The 14,668-nt window shown below is 73.6% G+C and carries 15 protein-coding genes; 10 read left to right on the top strand and 5 right to left on the bottom strand.

The window, feature by feature from the left end:
- The first annotated feature begins 34 nt into the window (after positions 1-34).
- The 4 genes from ccoG to ccoS are packed head-to-tail and all read left to right on the top strand — an operon-like array spanning position 35 to position 4,270.
- On the top strand, positions 35-1,450 hold the full coding sequence (gene ccoG / locus V8J39_RS07085; protein WP_336460133.1) for a cytochrome c oxidase accessory protein CcoG: 1,416 nt from the start codon (positions 35-37) through the stop codon (positions 1,448-1,450).
- A gap of 1 nt (position 1,451) precedes the next feature.
- Complete coding sequence (locus tag V8J39_RS07080; RefSeq protein ID WP_336460132.1) at positions 1,452-1,925, top strand: FixH family protein; 474 nt, start codon at positions 1,452-1,454, stop codon at positions 1,923-1,925.
- Positions 1,926-1,930: 5 nt separating this feature from the next.
- A complete protein-coding gene (locus tag V8J39_RS07075; protein WP_336460131.1) occupies positions 1,931-4,102 on the top strand; it encodes a heavy metal translocating P-type ATPase in 2,172 nt (723 codons plus the stop codon).
- Positions 4,103-4,111: 9 nt separating this feature from the next.
- Positions 4,112-4,270: a cbb3-type cytochrome oxidase assembly protein CcoS gene (gene ccoS / locus V8J39_RS07070; RefSeq protein ID WP_336460130.1), complete on the top strand. Its 159-nt coding sequence runs from the start codon at positions 4,112-4,114 to the stop codon at positions 4,268-4,270.
- Between the two features lie 87 nt (positions 4,271-4,357).
- Here ccoS and V8J39_RS07065 read toward each other — a convergent pair whose 3' ends face one another.
- Positions 4,358-6,091 carry a D-alanyl-D-alanine carboxypeptidase family protein gene (locus tag V8J39_RS07065; protein WP_336460218.1) on the bottom strand — a complete coding sequence of 578 codons (1,734 nt, stop codon included), beginning with the start codon at positions 6,089-6,091 and terminating at the stop codon, positions 4,358-4,360.
- 292 nt (positions 6,092-6,383) lie between these two features.
- Positions 6,384-7,091, bottom strand: a complete 708-nt coding sequence (locus V8J39_RS07060) for an HAD family hydrolase (RefSeq protein ID WP_336460129.1) — start codon at positions 7,089-7,091, stop codon at positions 6,384-6,386.
- Between the two features lie 191 nt (positions 7,092-7,282).
- On the opposite strand from V8J39_RS07060, the gene clpS reads away from it, so the two are divergent.
- Genes clpS through V8J39_RS07045 form a run of 3 tightly spaced genes read left to right on the top strand, consistent with a single transcriptional unit; the run spans position 7,283 to position 9,582 of the window.
- Positions 7,283-7,624 (top strand): ATP-dependent Clp protease adapter ClpS, encoded by a 342-nt coding sequence (gene clpS, locus V8J39_RS07055; RefSeq protein ID WP_336460128.1) that lies wholly within the window; start codon positions 7,283-7,285, stop codon positions 7,622-7,624.
- A 46-nt stretch (positions 7,625-7,670) separates the two neighbouring features.
- Positions 7,671-8,717: a class I SAM-dependent methyltransferase gene (locus tag V8J39_RS07050; RefSeq protein ID WP_336460127.1), complete on the top strand. Its 1,047-nt coding sequence runs from the start codon at positions 7,671-7,673 to the stop codon at positions 8,715-8,717.
- Positions 8,718-8,772: 55 nt separating this feature from the next.
- Complete coding sequence (locus tag V8J39_RS07045; protein WP_336460126.1) at positions 8,773-9,582, top strand: SDR family NAD(P)-dependent oxidoreductase; 810 nt, start codon at positions 8,773-8,775, stop codon at positions 9,580-9,582.
- Between the two features lie 301 nt (positions 9,583-9,883).
- On the opposite strand, the gene V8J39_RS07040 is transcribed toward V8J39_RS07045, so the two are convergent.
- Both V8J39_RS07040 and V8J39_RS07035 read right to left on the bottom strand, forming a co-directional pair.
- Positions 9,884-10,294, bottom strand: a complete 411-nt coding sequence (locus V8J39_RS07040; protein ID WP_336460125.1) for a hypothetical protein — start codon at positions 10,292-10,294, stop codon at positions 9,884-9,886.
- An 18-nt stretch (positions 10,295-10,312) separates the two neighbouring features.
- Positions 10,313-10,729, bottom strand: a complete 417-nt coding sequence (locus tag V8J39_RS07035; RefSeq protein ID WP_336460124.1) for a hypothetical protein — start codon at positions 10,727-10,729, stop codon at positions 10,313-10,315.
- A gap of 727 nt (positions 10,730-11,456) precedes the next feature.
- Between V8J39_RS07035 and hemF the strand changes: the two genes are divergently transcribed.
- The 3 genes from hemF to V8J39_RS07020 all read left to right on the top strand — a co-directional run bounded on the left by hemF (position 11,457) and on the right by V8J39_RS07020 (position 13,397).
- Positions 11,457-12,362 carry an oxygen-dependent coproporphyrinogen oxidase gene (gene hemF, locus V8J39_RS07030; protein ID WP_336460123.1) on the top strand — a complete coding sequence of 302 codons (906 nt, stop codon included), beginning with the start codon at positions 11,457-11,459 and terminating at the stop codon, positions 12,360-12,362.
- A gap of 4 nt (positions 12,363-12,366) precedes the next feature.
- Positions 12,367-12,969 (top strand): LysE family translocator, encoded by a 603-nt coding sequence (locus tag V8J39_RS07025; protein ID WP_336460122.1) that lies wholly within the window; start codon positions 12,367-12,369, stop codon positions 12,967-12,969.
- A 77-nt stretch (positions 12,970-13,046) separates the two neighbouring features.
- Positions 13,047-13,397, top strand: coding sequence for a hypothetical protein (locus tag V8J39_RS07020; RefSeq protein WP_336460121.1), 351 nt, complete (start codon positions 13,047-13,049; stop codon positions 13,395-13,397).
- Positions 13,398-13,561: 164 nt separating this feature from the next.
- On the opposite strand, the gene hemE is transcribed toward V8J39_RS07020, so the two are convergent.
- Complete coding sequence (gene hemE / locus V8J39_RS07015; RefSeq protein WP_336460120.1) at positions 13,562-14,623, bottom strand: uroporphyrinogen decarboxylase; 1,062 nt, start codon at positions 14,621-14,623, stop codon at positions 13,562-13,564.
- Between the last annotated feature and the right edge of the window lie 45 nt (positions 14,624-14,668).

Below are 14,668 nucleotides of genomic sequence, written 5' to 3'. Positions count from 1 at the left end.
CGAAGACATCCGCAGAACCTGCCCGAGGTCCGCGATGTCTTCGACCGAGCCTGCCCCCAGCCTCTATGCCGCGCGCGAGCCGGTGTTCCCCCGCCGCGTCTCGGGCCGCTTCCGGCGGCTGAAGTGGGTGCTGATGGCGGTGACGCTGGGGATCTACTACGTCACGCCCTGGCTGCGCTGGGACCGCGGTCCGGGCATGCCCGACCAGGCGGTGCTGGTCGACCTCGCGGGGCGGCGGTTCTTCTTCTTCATGATCGAGATCTGGCCGCACGAATTCTACTTCGTCGCGGGGCTCTTGATCATGGCCGGGCTCGGGCTGTTCCTGTTCACGGCGGCGCTGGGCCGGGTCTGGTGCGGCTATGCCTGCCCGCAGACGGTCTGGACCGATCTCTTCATCCTCGTCGAACGCTGGGTCGAGGGCGACCGCAACGCGCGCCTCAGGCTCTGGCACCAGCGGTGGGATGCCCGCAAGGCGCGGCTGCGCCTGACGAAATGGGCGCTGTGGCTGGTGATCGGGCTCGCGACCGGCGGCGCCTGGGTGTTCTACTTCGCCGACGCGCCGACGCTGGCGCGCGACCTGCTCGCCGGCCAGGCCCATCCCGTGGCCTACACCACCATGGCGATCCTGACCGCGACCACCTTCGCCTTCGGCGGCTTCGCGCGCGAACAGATCTGCATCTATGCCTGCCCCTGGCCGCGGATCCAGGCCGCGATGATGGACGAGAACACCCTGACCGTCAGCTATCGCGACTGGCGCGGCGAGCCGCGCGGCAAGCTGCGGGCCGAGGGCGCGGGCGACTGCATCGACTGCCGGGCCTGCGTGAACGTCTGCCCGATGGGCATCGACATCCGCGACGGCCAGCAACTGGCCTGCATCACCTGCGCGCTGTGCATCGACGCCTGCAACGACACGATGGACCGGATCGGCAAGCCCCGCGACCTCGTCGGCTATCTCGCGCTGCGCGACGAGGCGGTCGAACGCGCCGGCGGCCACCCGCGGCAGCTCTGGCGCCACGTCTTCCGGCCCCGGACGCTGGTCTACACCACGCTCTGGGCCGGGATCGGCGTCGGACTGGTGGTGGCGCTGTTCCTGCGCTCGCCCTTCGACGTCAACGTGGCCCCGGTGCGCAACCCGCTGTTCGTCACCCTCGCCGACGGCGCGATCCGCAACACCTACGAGATCCGCCTGCGCAACAAGCAGGCCGCGCCGCGCGACTTCCGGCTGTCGGCCGACGGGCTGCCGGGCCTGACCGTGACCGCCGAGGGGGCCGAGGGCGCCACCGTGCGCGTGCCCGCCGACGCGACGGGCGAGGTGCGGCTCTACCTCGTCGCGCCGGCGGGCTCGCCGGGGGCCACCACCGAGAGAAGCGACATCGCGATCTGGATCGAGGACACGGCCAGCCGCGACCGGGTCGGAACCGACACCGTGTTCCATGGACGGGGGAACTGACATGCAGGCGCAGCAAGATCCGGGCAGGCCGCTGACGGGCCGCAAGGTGCTGGCGATCACCGTCTCGGCCTTCGCGGTGATCATCGCCGTGAACGTCTACATGGCGGTGCAGGCGGTCACGACCTTCCCGGGGCTCGAGGTCGCGAATTCCTATGTCGCAAGCCAGACCTTCGACGCCGACCGCGCCGCGCAGCAGCGGCTGGGCTGGCGGCTGACGCACCGCTATGCCGCCGGACGGCTGATCCTCGACATCCGCGACGCGCAGGGCCGGCCCGCGCGCGTGGCCGCGCTCTCTGCCCTCGTCGGGCGCAAGACCGAGGCGCGCGAGGATACGTCCCCCGCCTTCGCCTTCGACGGCCAGGCCTGGTCGGCGCCGGTGACGCTCGCCCCGGGCGCCTGGCTGATCCACCTCGAGGCGCGGGCCGCGGACGGCACCGTCTTCCGCCAGCGGCTCGACATGACGGTCGGGGGCTGAGCGCGATGGCCGCAGCGATCTCGGCCTGCCCGGCCTGCACCGCAGCACCCGCGGCCGAGGTGCTCGCCCGCCAGCCGCCCGGCCGGGCGCGGCTGATGCTGTCGCTGCCGACGGCGCATTGCGCGGCCTGCATCTCGGATGTCGAACGTGCACTCGCCGCCCATCCCGGCGTCGCCTCGGCGCGGGTGAACCTGTCGCGCCGCCAGGTCGCGGTCGAGGCCGCGCCCGGCGTCGCCGCCCCCGATCTGGTCGCCGTGCTCGCCCGCGCCGGCTACGAGGCGCACGAACTCGACCCCGACGCGCTGCGGCTGACCGAAACCGACCGGCGCGGCCGCGACCTGCTGATGCGGCTTGGCGTGTCGGGCTTCGCGATGATGAACATCATGCTGCTGTCGGTCGCGGTCTGGTCCGGCGCCGAGGGCGCGAGCCGCGACATGTTCCACTGGATCTCGGCCGCGATCGCGCTGCCGACGGTGGCCTTCGCCGGCCAGCCGTTCTTCGCCGGCGCCCTCGCGGCGCTGCGCGCGCGCCGGCTGGGGATGGACGTGCCGGTCTCGCTCGGGCTGGTGCTCGCCTCGGCGATGTCGCTCTACGAGACCGCGAACCACGGCCATCAGGTCTATTTCGACGGCGCGGTGATGCTGTCGTTCTTCCTGCTCACCGGGCGCTACCTCGAATACCGCGCCCGCGCCGCCGCCCGCTCCGCGGCCGAGGAGCTGGCCGCGCTCGAGGTGCCGCGCGCCCATCGCCTGACCGCGACCGGCGAGGAGGAGGTGGCGATCGCCGCGCTCCGTCCCGGCGACCGGGTCCTCGTCCGGCCCGGCCAGCGGCTGCCCTGCGACGGCGTCGTGCTGATGGGCGCCTCGGAACTCGACCGCTCGCTCCTGACCGGCGAGACCCGGCCGGTGGCCGCCGCGCCCGGCGCCGCGGTCGCGGCCGGCGAGGTCAACCTGACCGGCCCGCTGACGGTGACCGTCACCGCGGCCGGGCGCGACTCCAGCCTCAACCGCATGGCGGACCTCGTCGCGATCGCCGAGGGGGCGCGCGACCGCTATGCCTCGCTCGCCGACCGGATGGCGCGGGCCTATGCGCCGGTGGTGCACGCGCTGTCGGCCGCGGCCTTCGCCGGCTGGCTCTGGGCCTCGGGCGGCGACCTGCGGCTGGCGCTGAACGTCGCGGTGGCGGTGCTGATCATCACCTGCCCCTGCGCGCTCGCGCTCGCGGTGCCGGCGGTCGTCACCGCCGCCTCGGGCCGGCTGTTCCGCCGCGGCCTGCTGATCAAGAACCCCACCGCGCTCGAGCGGCTGGCCGAGATCGACACCGTGGTCTTCGACAAGACCGGCACGCTGACCCTTGGCGCGCCCGTGCCCGCGGATCTTGCGGCGCTGCCCGCGCCCGGCCGGGCCGCGGCGCTGGCGCTCGCGCGGGCCTCGTCGCACCCGCTGGCGCAGGCGCTCGCGGCCGCGCTGGCCGAAGACACCGTGCCCGCCCCGGTCACCGGGCTGCGCGAGATCGCGGGGCAGGGGGTCGAGGGGAGGCTCGACGGCACCCGCCTGCGGCTCGGGCGCGCCGAGTGGCTGGGGCTCGCGCCGGGGGGGCGCAGCGCGACCTGGCTGGCCATCGGCGACGCGCCCCCGGTCGAGATCGCCTTCGCCGACCGCCTGCGCCCCGGCGCCGAGACGGCGGTGGCGGCGCTGCGGGCGCAGGGCAAGCGGGTGGCGCTGCTGTCGGGCGACGTCGCCCCGGCGGTGGCGGAACTGGCGGCGCGGCTGGGGATCGACGACTGGCACGCCGGCCAGCGCCCCGAGGACAAGGCCCGCCACCTGCAGCGCCTGGCCGAGGGCGGCGCGAAGGTGCTGATGATCGGCGACGGGCTGAACGACACCGCGGCGCTGGCGCTGGCCCATGCCTCGATCTCGCCGGCCTCGGCGCTGGATGCGGCGCGGGCGGCCTCGGACATCGTGCTGCTGGGCCAGGATCTCGCGCCGGTCGCGGGCGCGGTGCGGCTTGCCGCCGCCGCCCGGTCCCTGATCAAGCAGAACTTCGCGATCTCGCTGGGCTACAACGCCATCGCGGTGCCGCTGGCGCTGGCGGGCTTCGCCACGCCGCTCGCCGCCGCGGTGGCGATGTCCCTCAGCTCGCTCAGCGTGTCGTTGAACGCGCTGCGGCTGCGCTAGGAGAACGCGATGCAGATGCTCGTCCTGCTGATCCCGGTCTCGCTCGGCCTCGGCGGCCTCGGGCTCGCGGCCTTCGTGTGGAGCCTGCGCGCCCGGCAGTACGACGATCCCAAGGGCGATGCCCAGCGCATCCTGGCCCCCGACTGGGACGATCACCCGAAACCCTGAGGCGAGCGGCGCCGCAAACGACAACGGGCCCCGAAGGGCCCGTCGATCCGGTGCGCCGCATCCTGCGCCCGTCTGCCCGACCCTGGGTCAGGGCCCGACGACGGTGCATTCCCGGCCGCGGGCCTCGAAGCGGCGGCAGGCGGCGGCGGCCATCTCGTCCGAGAGGCCGACGAAGTTGGCGTCGTACCCGCCCTTGTTCGGCACGACCTTGCGCAGGCTCTCGCCCAGCGTGGCGCTTTCGGTCAGCGCGGTCTGCAGCAGCGCCCGCTCGGCATTGTAGCGCGAGGCATAGTGCCCGATCGTGATCCCGTAGTGGCGCCCGCCCGAGGTCGAGGCGCGGCTGACGACCTCGAGTTCCGGCGCGCCGGCGATGTCGCCCGCGCCGTCCTGCGACGACACCAGCATGATCATGCCGGGGCGCGAGGGCGGCGGCTCGACGCCCGGGGCGGCGGGCTCGGTGCCGATGGTCTCGGCCAGCTCCAGCGTCTCGGGCTGCGGCGCGGTCGACTGGAACAGCGCGACGGCGGTGCCGGTCGCCGGGGCGGGGGCCGGATCTGCCACGGGGGCCGCGGCCACGGTCTCGGTCGCCTCCTGCACCTGGTCGAGCGCGGCGATCTCCGCGCGCACCTCGGCCGGCATCGGCGCGGGCGTCGCCGCGTCGGGCACCAGCGCCGCCAGCTCGGCGGCGGGCGGGGCGGGGTCGGGCATCAGGTCGGCGGGCCGCGCCTCGGGGCGCAGATCGGCGACGCCCGCGACCGCGACCGGCGCCTCGCCCAGCGCTTCGGCCTCCTCGTCACCCATCTCGGCGATGGCGGCATCGGGGGCGACGGCGGCCTCGGCGGCGGCGGGCTGCACGGCGGCCAGCGCCGCGTCGATGCCGTCGCTCATCGCCACCAGCATCTCGGGCGGGGCGGCGTTCAGGTTGCCCGGGCGGGCGATCGGGCGCAGGCTTTTCTCGACGGCGACCTGCAGGCGGATGGTCTTGCCGGCGCCGGTCGGGCTGATCGGCAGCCCGTCGTCGACCTTGGCCACGAAGGCGGGTTCGGACGGCTTCTGCACCGGGGCCGACTTCGGCGCGCGGGCAAAGCCCATGTCCAGCAGATCGGCCATCTTGCTGTTGCGCCAGGCGGTCGACTGGCCGCCGAGGATCGTGGCGATGATGCGCACGTTGCCGCGCTGGGCCGAGGCGGTCAGGTTGAAGCCCGCGGCCGAGGTGTAGCCGGTCTTGATCCCGTCGGCGCCCTTGTAGGCGTTCAGGAACTTGGCGTTGGTCGAATAGACCGGCGCGATCCCGGCATCGGCCGAGCGGCGCGAGAAGATGTTGTAGTACTGGGGATAGTCGTAGAACAGGTGCCGCCCGAGGATCGACATGTCATGCGCGGTCGACAGGTGCCCCTCGCGGGTCAGGCCGTTCGGGTTCTTGAACGTGGTGTTCTTCATCCCGATCTGGCGCGCGGTGGCGTTCATCATCGCGGCAAAGCCGTCCTCGTCGCCGCCGATCGCCTCGCCGATCGCCATCGCGGCGTCGTTGGCCGACTTGATCGCGGCGGCGCGGATCAGGTAGCGCAGCGCGATCCGCTGACCCGAGCGCAGCCCCAGCTTCGACGGCGCCTGGCCCGCGGCCTTCGAGGTGATCGTCACCGGGGTGTCCAGCGTGATCTGCCCGTGCTCGATCGCCTGGAACGCCAGGTAGAGCGTCATCATCTTGGTCAGCGAGGCCGGATGCAGGCGGGTGTCGGCATTCTCGGAATACAGCGTCTCGCCGGTGCGCGCATCCATGACATAGGCGGCATAGGGCGCCGCCATCGCAGATGTCGTCATCACGATAAGTGCCGCGATAAGCGGCACGAAGCTGTGGAGTGCCCACTGCCCGGGAAGCCTGCCCACTGTTTAGCCTTTCACTGCCTCGACCCCGATCGCCTCGGGGCTCGTTCCCACCGGTCTTCTGCCGGTTGTTTGGCGCGATGCTAACACGTCATTCCAGACGCGAAAACACCCTTCTTTCAAAGGGTTTTTCGGGTTTCTTAAAACGAGTCGCGCCCTTCCTACATCTGGTGTTCCCGCGCATGGCGACCACCATAGGCGCGATCCGGGGCTGCTCAAAACGCAGGCATCACTCGGCCAGTCGCGGCAGCAGCGCCGGCAGGGCCGACAGGTCGGCGATCTCGGCAAAGCGCGGGGCGGTGCGCGGCGGCTCGGCATGTTCCAGCGCCCAGGTCAGGTCGTGGGGCACGTGCACGCCCCAGGCCCCGGCCTCGATCGCGGGAATGACATCCGATTTCAAAGAGTTGCCGATCATCATCGCCCGGTCGGGGCGCTGGCCGTGCCGCGCGAAGATCCGGGCGTAGGTCGGCGCGGTCTTGTCCGACACGATCTCGACCGCGTCGAACATCTCGCCCAGACCCGATTGCGCCAGCTTGCGCTCCTGGTCGAGCAGGTCGCCCTTGGTGATCAGCATCACCCGGTGGCCGCCGTCCGCCGCCGCGGCCACCGCGTCGCGGGCATGGGGCAGAAGCTCGATCGGATGGGCAAGCATCTCGCGCCCGGCGGCCAGGATCTCGGCCACGACGAAGCCGGGCAGGCGGCCGCCGGTCACCTCGACGGCGGTCTCGATCATCGACAGGGTGAAGCCCTTCACCCCGAAGCCGTAGAGGCCGACGTTGCGCCGCTCGGCCGCCAGCAGCCGCGCGTCGAGATCGCCGGTCTCGGCATGGTCGGCCAGCAGCGCGGCGAAGCGGTCCTGGGTCAGGCGGAAGAAGCGCTCGTTGTGCCACAGGGTGTCGTCGGCATCGAAGGCGACCAGGGTGGGGGCAGCTGTCATCGGGGGCCTCGGGTTCGGGGGGCTGGCGGGGCGGATCGGCACCCGCCGTCACGGGTCATCGGGGGTACGCGGCACGAAAGCAGCGCGGTTTCGGTCGGATTCGCACCAAAGCGGGGCTTCCCCGCTGGCGCAAGGCGCCTATATTGGGCATTCGAACCCCGACAAGACGAATCCGATACGGAGCGGAAGCGGTGAGCCAGACACCCTGGATCAATTCGAATGGGACGAATGACCCCGGCAACGACGCCTCGGTCATCACCCGCACGCGTCCGAAGACCCAGCGCCCGCCGCTCTACAAGGTGCTGCTCTTGAACGACGACTACACGCCGATGGAATTCGTGGTGCATGTGCTGGAGCGGTTCTTCGGCCTCACCCACGCCCAGGCGTTCGAGATCATGCTGACCGTGCACAAGAAGGGGCTGGCGGTCGTCGGCGTCTTCAGCTTCGAGGTCGCCGAGACCAAGGTGGCCCAGGTGATGGACTTCGCGCGCCGTCACCAGCACCCGCTGCAATGCACGATGGAAAAGGAATGACGGCACCGCGCCGGGCCCCGCAGGGGCCGCGCGGGTCGTGGACCGGATGACCGACAGCAGACTGACCCTTGCCCTGGATGACGGGGCGGCCCTTCCCGCCGAGGGGACCATCCTCGTGCTGGGCGCCGGCGCGGCGGCCGACCTCTCGGCCCTGCCGCTTGGCCGCTGCCGCTTCGTGCAGCCCTTCGCCCCCGATCACGCGGCGCTCGCCGCCCGCGGCCTCGCGGTCACGGCCATGCCCGAGGGCGAGGGCCATGCCGCGGCGCTGGTCCTGATCCCGCGCGCCCGCGCCGCCGCCGAGGCGCTGGTCGCCGAGGCCATGGCCCGCTGCGCCCCCGGCGCGCCGGTCTGGGTCGACGGCCAGAAGACCGACGGGATCGAGGCGATGCAGAAGGCGCTGGCCCGCCGTGGCGCCGCGGTCGGCGCGGTGACCAGCAAGGCCCATGGCCGCACGCTGGCCCTGTCCGCGGGCCCGGGCTTCGACGACTGGCGCCACGGCGCGTCCGAGGCGGCGCCGGGCTTCGTCACCCGCCCCGGCGTGTTCTCGGCCGACGGGATCGACCCGGGATCGGCGCTGCTCGCCGCGGCGCTCCCCGAGCTGTCGGGCAAGGTCGCCGACCTTGGCGCGGGCTGGGGCTGGCTCTCGGCGCAGGTGCTCGCGCAGCCGAAGGTCAAGCGGCTCGACCTCGTCGAGGCCGACCAGGTCGCGCTCGACTGCGCCCGTGAGAATGTCACCGACCCGCGTGCCCGCTTTCACTGGGCCGACGCCACCGGCTGGCGCCCCGAGGGCGCGCTCGACTGGGTGGTGATGAACCCGCCGTTCCATGCCGGCACCCGCAGCGCCGAGCCTGGCCTCGGCGCGGCCTTCATCGCCGCCGCGGCGCGGATGCTTGCGCCCTCGGGCAGCCTCGTGATGGTCGCCAACCGCCAGCTGCCCTACGAGGCCGAGCTGGCCGCGGCCTTCCTCGAGCATCGCCAGATCGGCGGCGACGGCCGCTTCAAGCTGTTCCTCGCCACCAAGCCTCTGCGCCAGCGCGGCGCGGCGGCCACAGCGCCGGCCCGGCGCGCGCCGGCCAGTCGCGGCCGGCGCTGAAACACGTTAAGATGCCGCTCGGGTGCCCCGCATGGCACCGCGGCCAGGGACCTTCATGAGCTATTCGATATCCGGCAAGACCGCGATCGTCACCGGCGCGGCCAATGGGGTCGGCCTCGCCATCGCGCGGCATTTCGTCGAGAAGGGGGCCAACGTGATGCTCGTCGACATCGACGAGGCGCGGCTCGAGGCAGAGCTTTCCGACTACCCGCGCGACGAGGGGCCGGTGCGGTTCTTCACCGGCGACCTGTGCCAGAAGCTGACGATGGCCAACCTGATCTCGGCCACGGTCGATGCCTTCGACCGCATCGACATCCTGGTCAACGCCAGCCGCCAGATGGCGCTCTCGGACCCGATGTCGCCCGACGACACCCCGCTCGAGGAGATGCTGCGCCAGAACCTCGGCGCGACGCTGCGGCTGTCGCAGCTGGTCGCGCGCCGGATGGCCGCGCAGGCCGCCGACGACCCCGAGGCGACCGGCCCCGCGGGCGCGATCGTCAACCTCTCGACCATCGCAGCCCAGCGCACCCAGCCCGAGCTGCTGGCCTATTCGATCGCCGTCGCGGCGCTCGACCAGGCGACGCGGTCGCTGGCGGTGGCCTATGCGCCGCAGCGGATCCGGGTGAATGCCGTGGCCTTCGGCAGCGTGATGAGCGCCTCGCTGCAGACCGCGCTGCGCGAACACGAGGACTGGCGCGACCAGATCGCCGCCGGCACGCCGCTCGGCCGCATCGGCGCCGCCGCCGAGATCTGCGAGGCGGTGCAGTTCCTCGCCTCGGACGCGGCCTCGTTCGTCACCGGCCAGATCCTGACCGTCGACGGCGGCCGCACGCTGATCGACCCCGTCGGCGTGCCTGCCCACTGAAGGCCCGCCCACTGAAAGTCTGACCACCGAGGGGCCGCCCATCCCGGCGCGCCCCTTCGCCGAAGCGCCGACGCGGGCGCCCCGGCCCGCCGGCACCCCGCATGAGAGAGGCGGCCCGACCTAAGGCCCGACGGGCGGACGGGTCCGCGGGCCCCGCGGCCGATGCCGCGGCGGATCCCGCCGGCCGGCCACGACCGCGACCGCCCGCCTCCGATTGTCCGGCCCCGCCCGTCCGCGCTGGCCAGCCCATCCCGGCCAGCCCATCCCGGCCCGTCCACGCCGGCCAGTCCGGCCCCCGGTCTCAGCCCGGATACTGCACCCGGCAGGCCTGCACCCCGGCGGCGCTGCGCTTGGCCAGCTCGGCGCGCTTCTTCACCATCTCGTCAAGCTTGCGCTGCTCGCTGCCGATGTCGATCGCCACCGGCCGCTCCACGGTGTCGACATAATCGTCAAGGCACATCCGCGGCACGCTGATCACCTCGCGCCGGCCGTCGCGGCCGCGCACCACGTCGCGGTCCCAGCACTGCACCCAGCGCGTCCGCGTCGTCTGGTAGGTCTCGTAGCCGAATCCGCGCGAGACATTGGCCCGGGTCTCGGCGATCAGCCGGTCGAGCGTGTCGAGATCGCGGGTGACGCGGCCGATGCAGCGCTCCTGCGGCGTGGCGCAGGCGGCAAGGATCAGCGGCAGGGCAAGAAGCGGGCTCAGGCGCATGGGATCGGACCTATCGGTTCAGCGCCCGGCAAGGGCGACGCCACACAGGGCGAGGGCATTGGGGTCGGCGGCAAGCAGGCGGGCACGGCTGGCGCGCAGGCTCTCGAGCTTGGCGCGCTCGGCCGCGGGGTCGATGGCGCGGGGGCCCCGCTCCGGCACCCGGCCGGTCCCGCCCGAGGAACAGACCGACATCCCGATCCGCCCGCCCGATCCGAGGCAGACCCCGGTCGAGATCCGCGGCCCCGCCGCGGTGGCGCCATCGCCCCGGGCAAAGCCGCGATCGAGATTGCCCTCGGTCTCGGCGATCAGCGCGTCGAGGCTGCGCAGCCGGGTGACGGTGTCGGTGCGGCATTCGGGCGGGGGCGTCGCGCAGGCCGCGAGCAGCGCCAGCGGCGCCAGCACGGCGATCACCCGGCGCTTCGGGGCGTGACGCATCGATTCCAGACCTCCCGGCGGGCCGAGGGCCGGCCCGTTGCCGCGATCATATCGCTCGGCGCGGCGATTGCCACTCCCCTCGCGCAGACCGCGCGGAGGCGGCGGGGGACCGGCCCCGCCAAGCAGCCCGCTGAGGCGACCCCGGCAAGGGGACGGACGCCGGCGGGCGGGCCGGGGGTCGCGACGGCAGGGCGACATCCCGGCCGGACGCGCCCGCCCGCGCGCCCGCCAGCGCCGCCAGCGCCGCCGGTCGCACGGACCGGAATCGTTGGCCCCGGCGGGCCAAACCGAGCGCCCGCGCGGCGAAGACCGTCGCATTGCCCTGTCCGCCCGCCTGCGCGCAGACCGGGCGGCGCGGCGGCCCGCGGCCCCGCCGCGCGGGCCCTTGCCCGGGCGCGCCGGGGATGACAGGCACGGGGACGACGGGAATGACGTCCCCCTTGCGCAGGACAGGGCCTGCGGGCAGGGCGCGGGGGGGCTGTCGGCAGGCACCGCCCGCGCGTGCACGCGCCCCGCCAGCGCCGCCGGTCGGATGGACCGGGATCGCCGGCCCCGGCAGGCAAACCCGAACGCCCGCGCGGCGAAGGCCGCCGCATCGCCCTGCCGGCCCGCCCGCTCGCGGGCCGGGCGCCCGCCGCGGCCTGCCGCACCGTCGCGCGGGTCTTGGCCGGGCGGGGGCGCGGTGCTAGTCAGGGCCGATGCGACCGAGTGCCGGAGACCGCCCCCAATGACCGAAGCTTCCGAAACCGCGGCCGCCTTCGCCACCGAGCGGGCCGAGGCCTCGGCCTGGTTCCGCAGCCTGCGCGACCGGATCGTCGCCGCCTTCGAGGCGCTCGAGGACGGCCCCGCCCATGGCGCCGAGGCGCGCGCCCCGGGCCGGTTCGAGCTGTCGCAGACCCGCCGCACCGCGCCCGACGGCGGCGATGCCGGCGGCGGGCTGATGAGCGTGATGCGCGAGGGCCGGGTGTTCGAGAAGGTCGGCGTCAACGTCTCGACCGTGCACGGCAGCCTCGGCGAGCGGGCCCAGAAGGCGATGGCCGCGCGCGGCGTGCCCGGCATGGCCGAGGACCCGCGGTTCTGGGCCTCGGGCATCAGCCTGGTGGCGCACATGCGCAACCCGCACGTGCCGGCGGTGCACATGAACACCCGGATGTTCTGGACCCCGCATGCCTGGTGGTTCGGCGGCGGCGCCGATCTCAATCCCTGCCTCGCCTACCCCGAGGACACGGCCTGGTTCCACGACACCCTCGCCGCCCCCTGCGAGGCGGCCGAGCCCGGCCGCTACGCCCGGCTGAAGGCCTGGGCGGACGAATATTTCTTCATCCCGCACCGCGGCCGGGCCCGCGGCGTCGGCGGCATCTTCTACGACGACCTCAACACCGGCGACTTCGCGGCCGACTTCGCCTTCACCCGCGCGGTCGGCGCGGCGTTCCTGCCCGCCTTCCAGCCGCTGGTCGAGCGCCGCCGCGAAATCCCCTGGACCCCCGAGGACCGCGAGGCCCAGCTCGTCCACCGCGGGCTCTATGCCGAATACAACCTCGTCTACGACCGCGGCACGAAGTTCGGGCTGGAATCGGGCCATGATGCGAATGCCGTGCTGATGAGCCTGCCGCCGCTCGCGAAGTGGATCTGACCCCTTGGGCGGCGTCTCTTCCGACACGCTCGCCGCCTTCCTGCTCGCCTCGGCGCTGATCGAGCTCACGCCGGGGCCGAACATGGCCTGGCTCGCCGTCGTCGCCGCGACCGAGGGGCGCCGGCCGGGCTTCGCGGCGGTGGCGGGCGTGGCGCTGGGGCTGGGGGCGATCGGCCTTGCGGCGGCGCTCGGCGCCGCGGCGGCGGTGACGGCGAGCCCTGCGCTCTACCACGCGATGGGCTGGGCCGGGGTCGGCTACCTGCTCTACCTCGCCTGGGACGGCTGGCGCAGCGCCGGCGGCCCGGCCGGGGCCACGCGGGTCTCGGCCCGGCGCGCCTTCCGCCGCGGCCTCGTGACCAACCTGCTCAACCCCAAGGCGGCGGTGTTCTACCTCTCGGTGCTGCCCGCCTTCCTGGCCGGGCCCGACGGCACGCTGACCCTGACCCTGGCCTATGTCGCCACCGCCACCGCGATCCATGCCGCGATCGTCGCGCTCGCGGGCTTCGCGCGGCGCCTGCTCGAGACCCCGACGACCGAGCGGGCGCTGCGCCGCGCGCTCAGCCTCTCGCTGGTGCCGGTCGCGCTCTGGCTCGCGCTCAAGCTCTGACCCTTGCGCCGCCGCCGCCGCCGCCCTATCTGGGCCGCCGAACCGCCCGCGACACCCACAGGACCCGGAGCCCCGCCATGGCCGACATCGAGATCCGCGCCGAGATCTGCACCGCCGAGACCGATGCCGAGAACACGATCGTCGGCTTCGCCGTCTCCGAGGACGAGGAGGACGGCTACATCCTGTTCCAGCAGGACGGCGCCCCGGGCACCGGCCCGGTCTGGCTCGAGGTTTCGGACGAGATCTTCGGCGCCCATGACGCGATCGAGGCGATCGACATCGCCGACGGGCTGATCCGCGTCTCGATCCGGCCCGGGCTCGTCGCGAAATTCGGCATGATCCGCGACGTCGAGGTGCGCCCCGCCAAGGGCGTCGCCGGCTGGTCCGAAGCGCGCGCGCTCCTGCGCCGGATGCTGCCCGAAACCTGATCGCCCCGACACGGTCCGCCCCTACACGGGCCGCCCCTACACAGGCCGCGCCGCGACGGGCCGCCCCGACACGCGGCCTCTCCAACACCTCGCCTCTCGACTTTGTCCAAATATCCCGGGGGTCCGGGGGCTGGCCCCCGGTCCGCCCTCGGGTACCCTGACCCTCAGCCGTTCCGGATCGTCTCGATCATCAGCGCGACATTCTCGGGATCGGCATCGGGGGTGATCCCGTGCCCGAGGTTGAAGATGTGCGGCCCGCCGCGGAACGCCTCGACCACGGCGCGGGTGGCCTCGACCAGCGGCGCGCCCCCCGTCACCATGTGCCGGGGATCGAGGTTGCCCTGCACGCAGCCGTCGCGCTGCACCTGCGCCGCCGCCCAGGCCGGGTCGACCGAGTTGTCGAGCGCCACGCAGTCGGCCCCGACCGCGCGGGCGAAGCCCTCGTAGCGCGGGCCCGCCTCGCGCGGGAAGGCGATCACCGGCAGGCCCGGGTGGCGCGCCTTCAGCGCCGCGATGATCCGCCGCGCGGGCGCGAGCGCGAAGTCGTCGAAATCCCGGCCCGTCAGGCTGCCGGCCCAGCTGTCGAACAGCTTCACCACCTCGGCCCCGGCCTCGACCTGCATCGACAGATAGTCGATCGTCGCCTCGGTGATGCGGTCGATCAGCGCCGTGAAGCTGGCGCGGTCTGCGGCCTTGAACGCATGCGCCGGCCCCTGGTCGGGGGTGCCGCGGCCGGCGACCATGTAGGTGGCCACCGTCCAGGGCGCGCCCGCGAAGCCGATCAGCGTCGTCTCGGCCGGCAGCTCGCGCGACAGGATCCGCACCGTCTCGTAGACCGGGGCGAGCGTGTCGTGGATCGCCGCGGCGGGCTTCAGCGCCGCGAGATCGGCAGCCGAGGTCACCGTCGACAGCCGCGGCCCCTCGCCGGGCGCGAACCACAGGTCCAGCCCCAGCGCCTGCGGCACCAGCAGGATGTCGGCAAACAGGATCGCCGCGTCGAAGCCGTAGCGGCGGATCGGCTGCAGCGTGACCTCGGCGGCAAGTTCGGGCGCATAGCACAGCGACAGGAAATCGCCCGCCTGCGCCCGGGTCGCGCGGTATTCGGGCAGATAGCGCCCGGCCTGGCGCATCATCCAGACCGGCGGCACCGCCTGCCGCTCGCCCGCCAGCGCGCGCAGGATCGTCTTCGTCGGGCGGCTCGTAGCGGCGGTCGGGGTCTGGGTCATCGGGCACTCCTCTGGCCCGCCCTTCAAGACCGGGGGGCGGGGGGG

Origin of the sequence: Frigidibacter sp. MR17.24 (assembly GCF_037095655.1) — a bacterium.
Lineage (GTDB): Bacteria > Pseudomonadota > Alphaproteobacteria > Rhodobacterales > Rhodobacteraceae > Frigidibacter.
The sequence above is the reverse complement of the archived record's forward strand: the minus strand, read 5'-3'. Positions and strand labels throughout refer to the sequence as shown.

Coding starts and splice junctions, on each gene's coding strand:
- ccoG (WP_336460133.1), top strand. CDS start 35: ATGTCTTCGACCGAGCCTGCCCCCAGCCTCTATGCCGCGCGCGAGCCG.
- V8J39_RS07080 (WP_336460132.1), top strand. CDS start 1,452: ATGCAGGCGCAGCAAGATCCGGGCAGGCCGCTGACGGGCCGCAAGGTG.
- V8J39_RS07075 (WP_336460131.1), top strand. CDS start 1,931: ATGGCCGCAGCGATCTCGGCCTGCCCGGCCTGCACCGCAGCACCCGCG.
- ccoS (WP_336460130.1), top strand. CDS start 4,112: ATGCAGATGCTCGTCCTGCTGATCCCGGTCTCGCTCGGCCTCGGCGGC.
- V8J39_RS07065 (WP_336460218.1), bottom strand. CDS start 6,091: ATGACGACATCTGCGATGGCGGCGCCCTATGCCGCCTATGTCATGGAT.
- V8J39_RS07060 (WP_336460129.1), bottom strand. CDS start 7,091: ATGACAGCTGCCCCCACCCTGGTCGCCTTCGATGCCGACGACACCCTG.
- V8J39_RS07050 (WP_336460127.1), top strand. CDS start 7,671: ATGACCGACAGCAGACTGACCCTTGCCCTGGATGACGGGGCGGCCCTT.
- V8J39_RS07045 (WP_336460126.1), top strand. CDS start 8,773: ATGAGCTATTCGATATCCGGCAAGACCGCGATCGTCACCGGCGCGGCC.
- V8J39_RS07040 (WP_336460125.1), bottom strand. CDS start 10,294: ATGCGCCTGAGCCCGCTTCTTGCCCTGCCGCTGATCCTTGCCGCCTGC.
- V8J39_RS07035 (WP_336460124.1), bottom strand. CDS start 10,729: ATGCGTCACGCCCCGAAGCGCCGGGTGATCGCCGTGCTGGCGCCGCTG.
- hemF (WP_336460123.1), top strand. CDS start 11,457: ATGACCGAAGCTTCCGAAACCGCGGCCGCCTTCGCCACCGAGCGGGCC.
- V8J39_RS07020 (WP_336460121.1), top strand. CDS start 13,047: ATGGCCGACATCGAGATCCGCGCCGAGATCTGCACCGCCGAGACCGAT.
- hemE (WP_336460120.1), bottom strand. CDS start 14,623: ATGACCCAGACCCCGACCGCCGCTACGAGCCGCCCGACGAAGACGATC.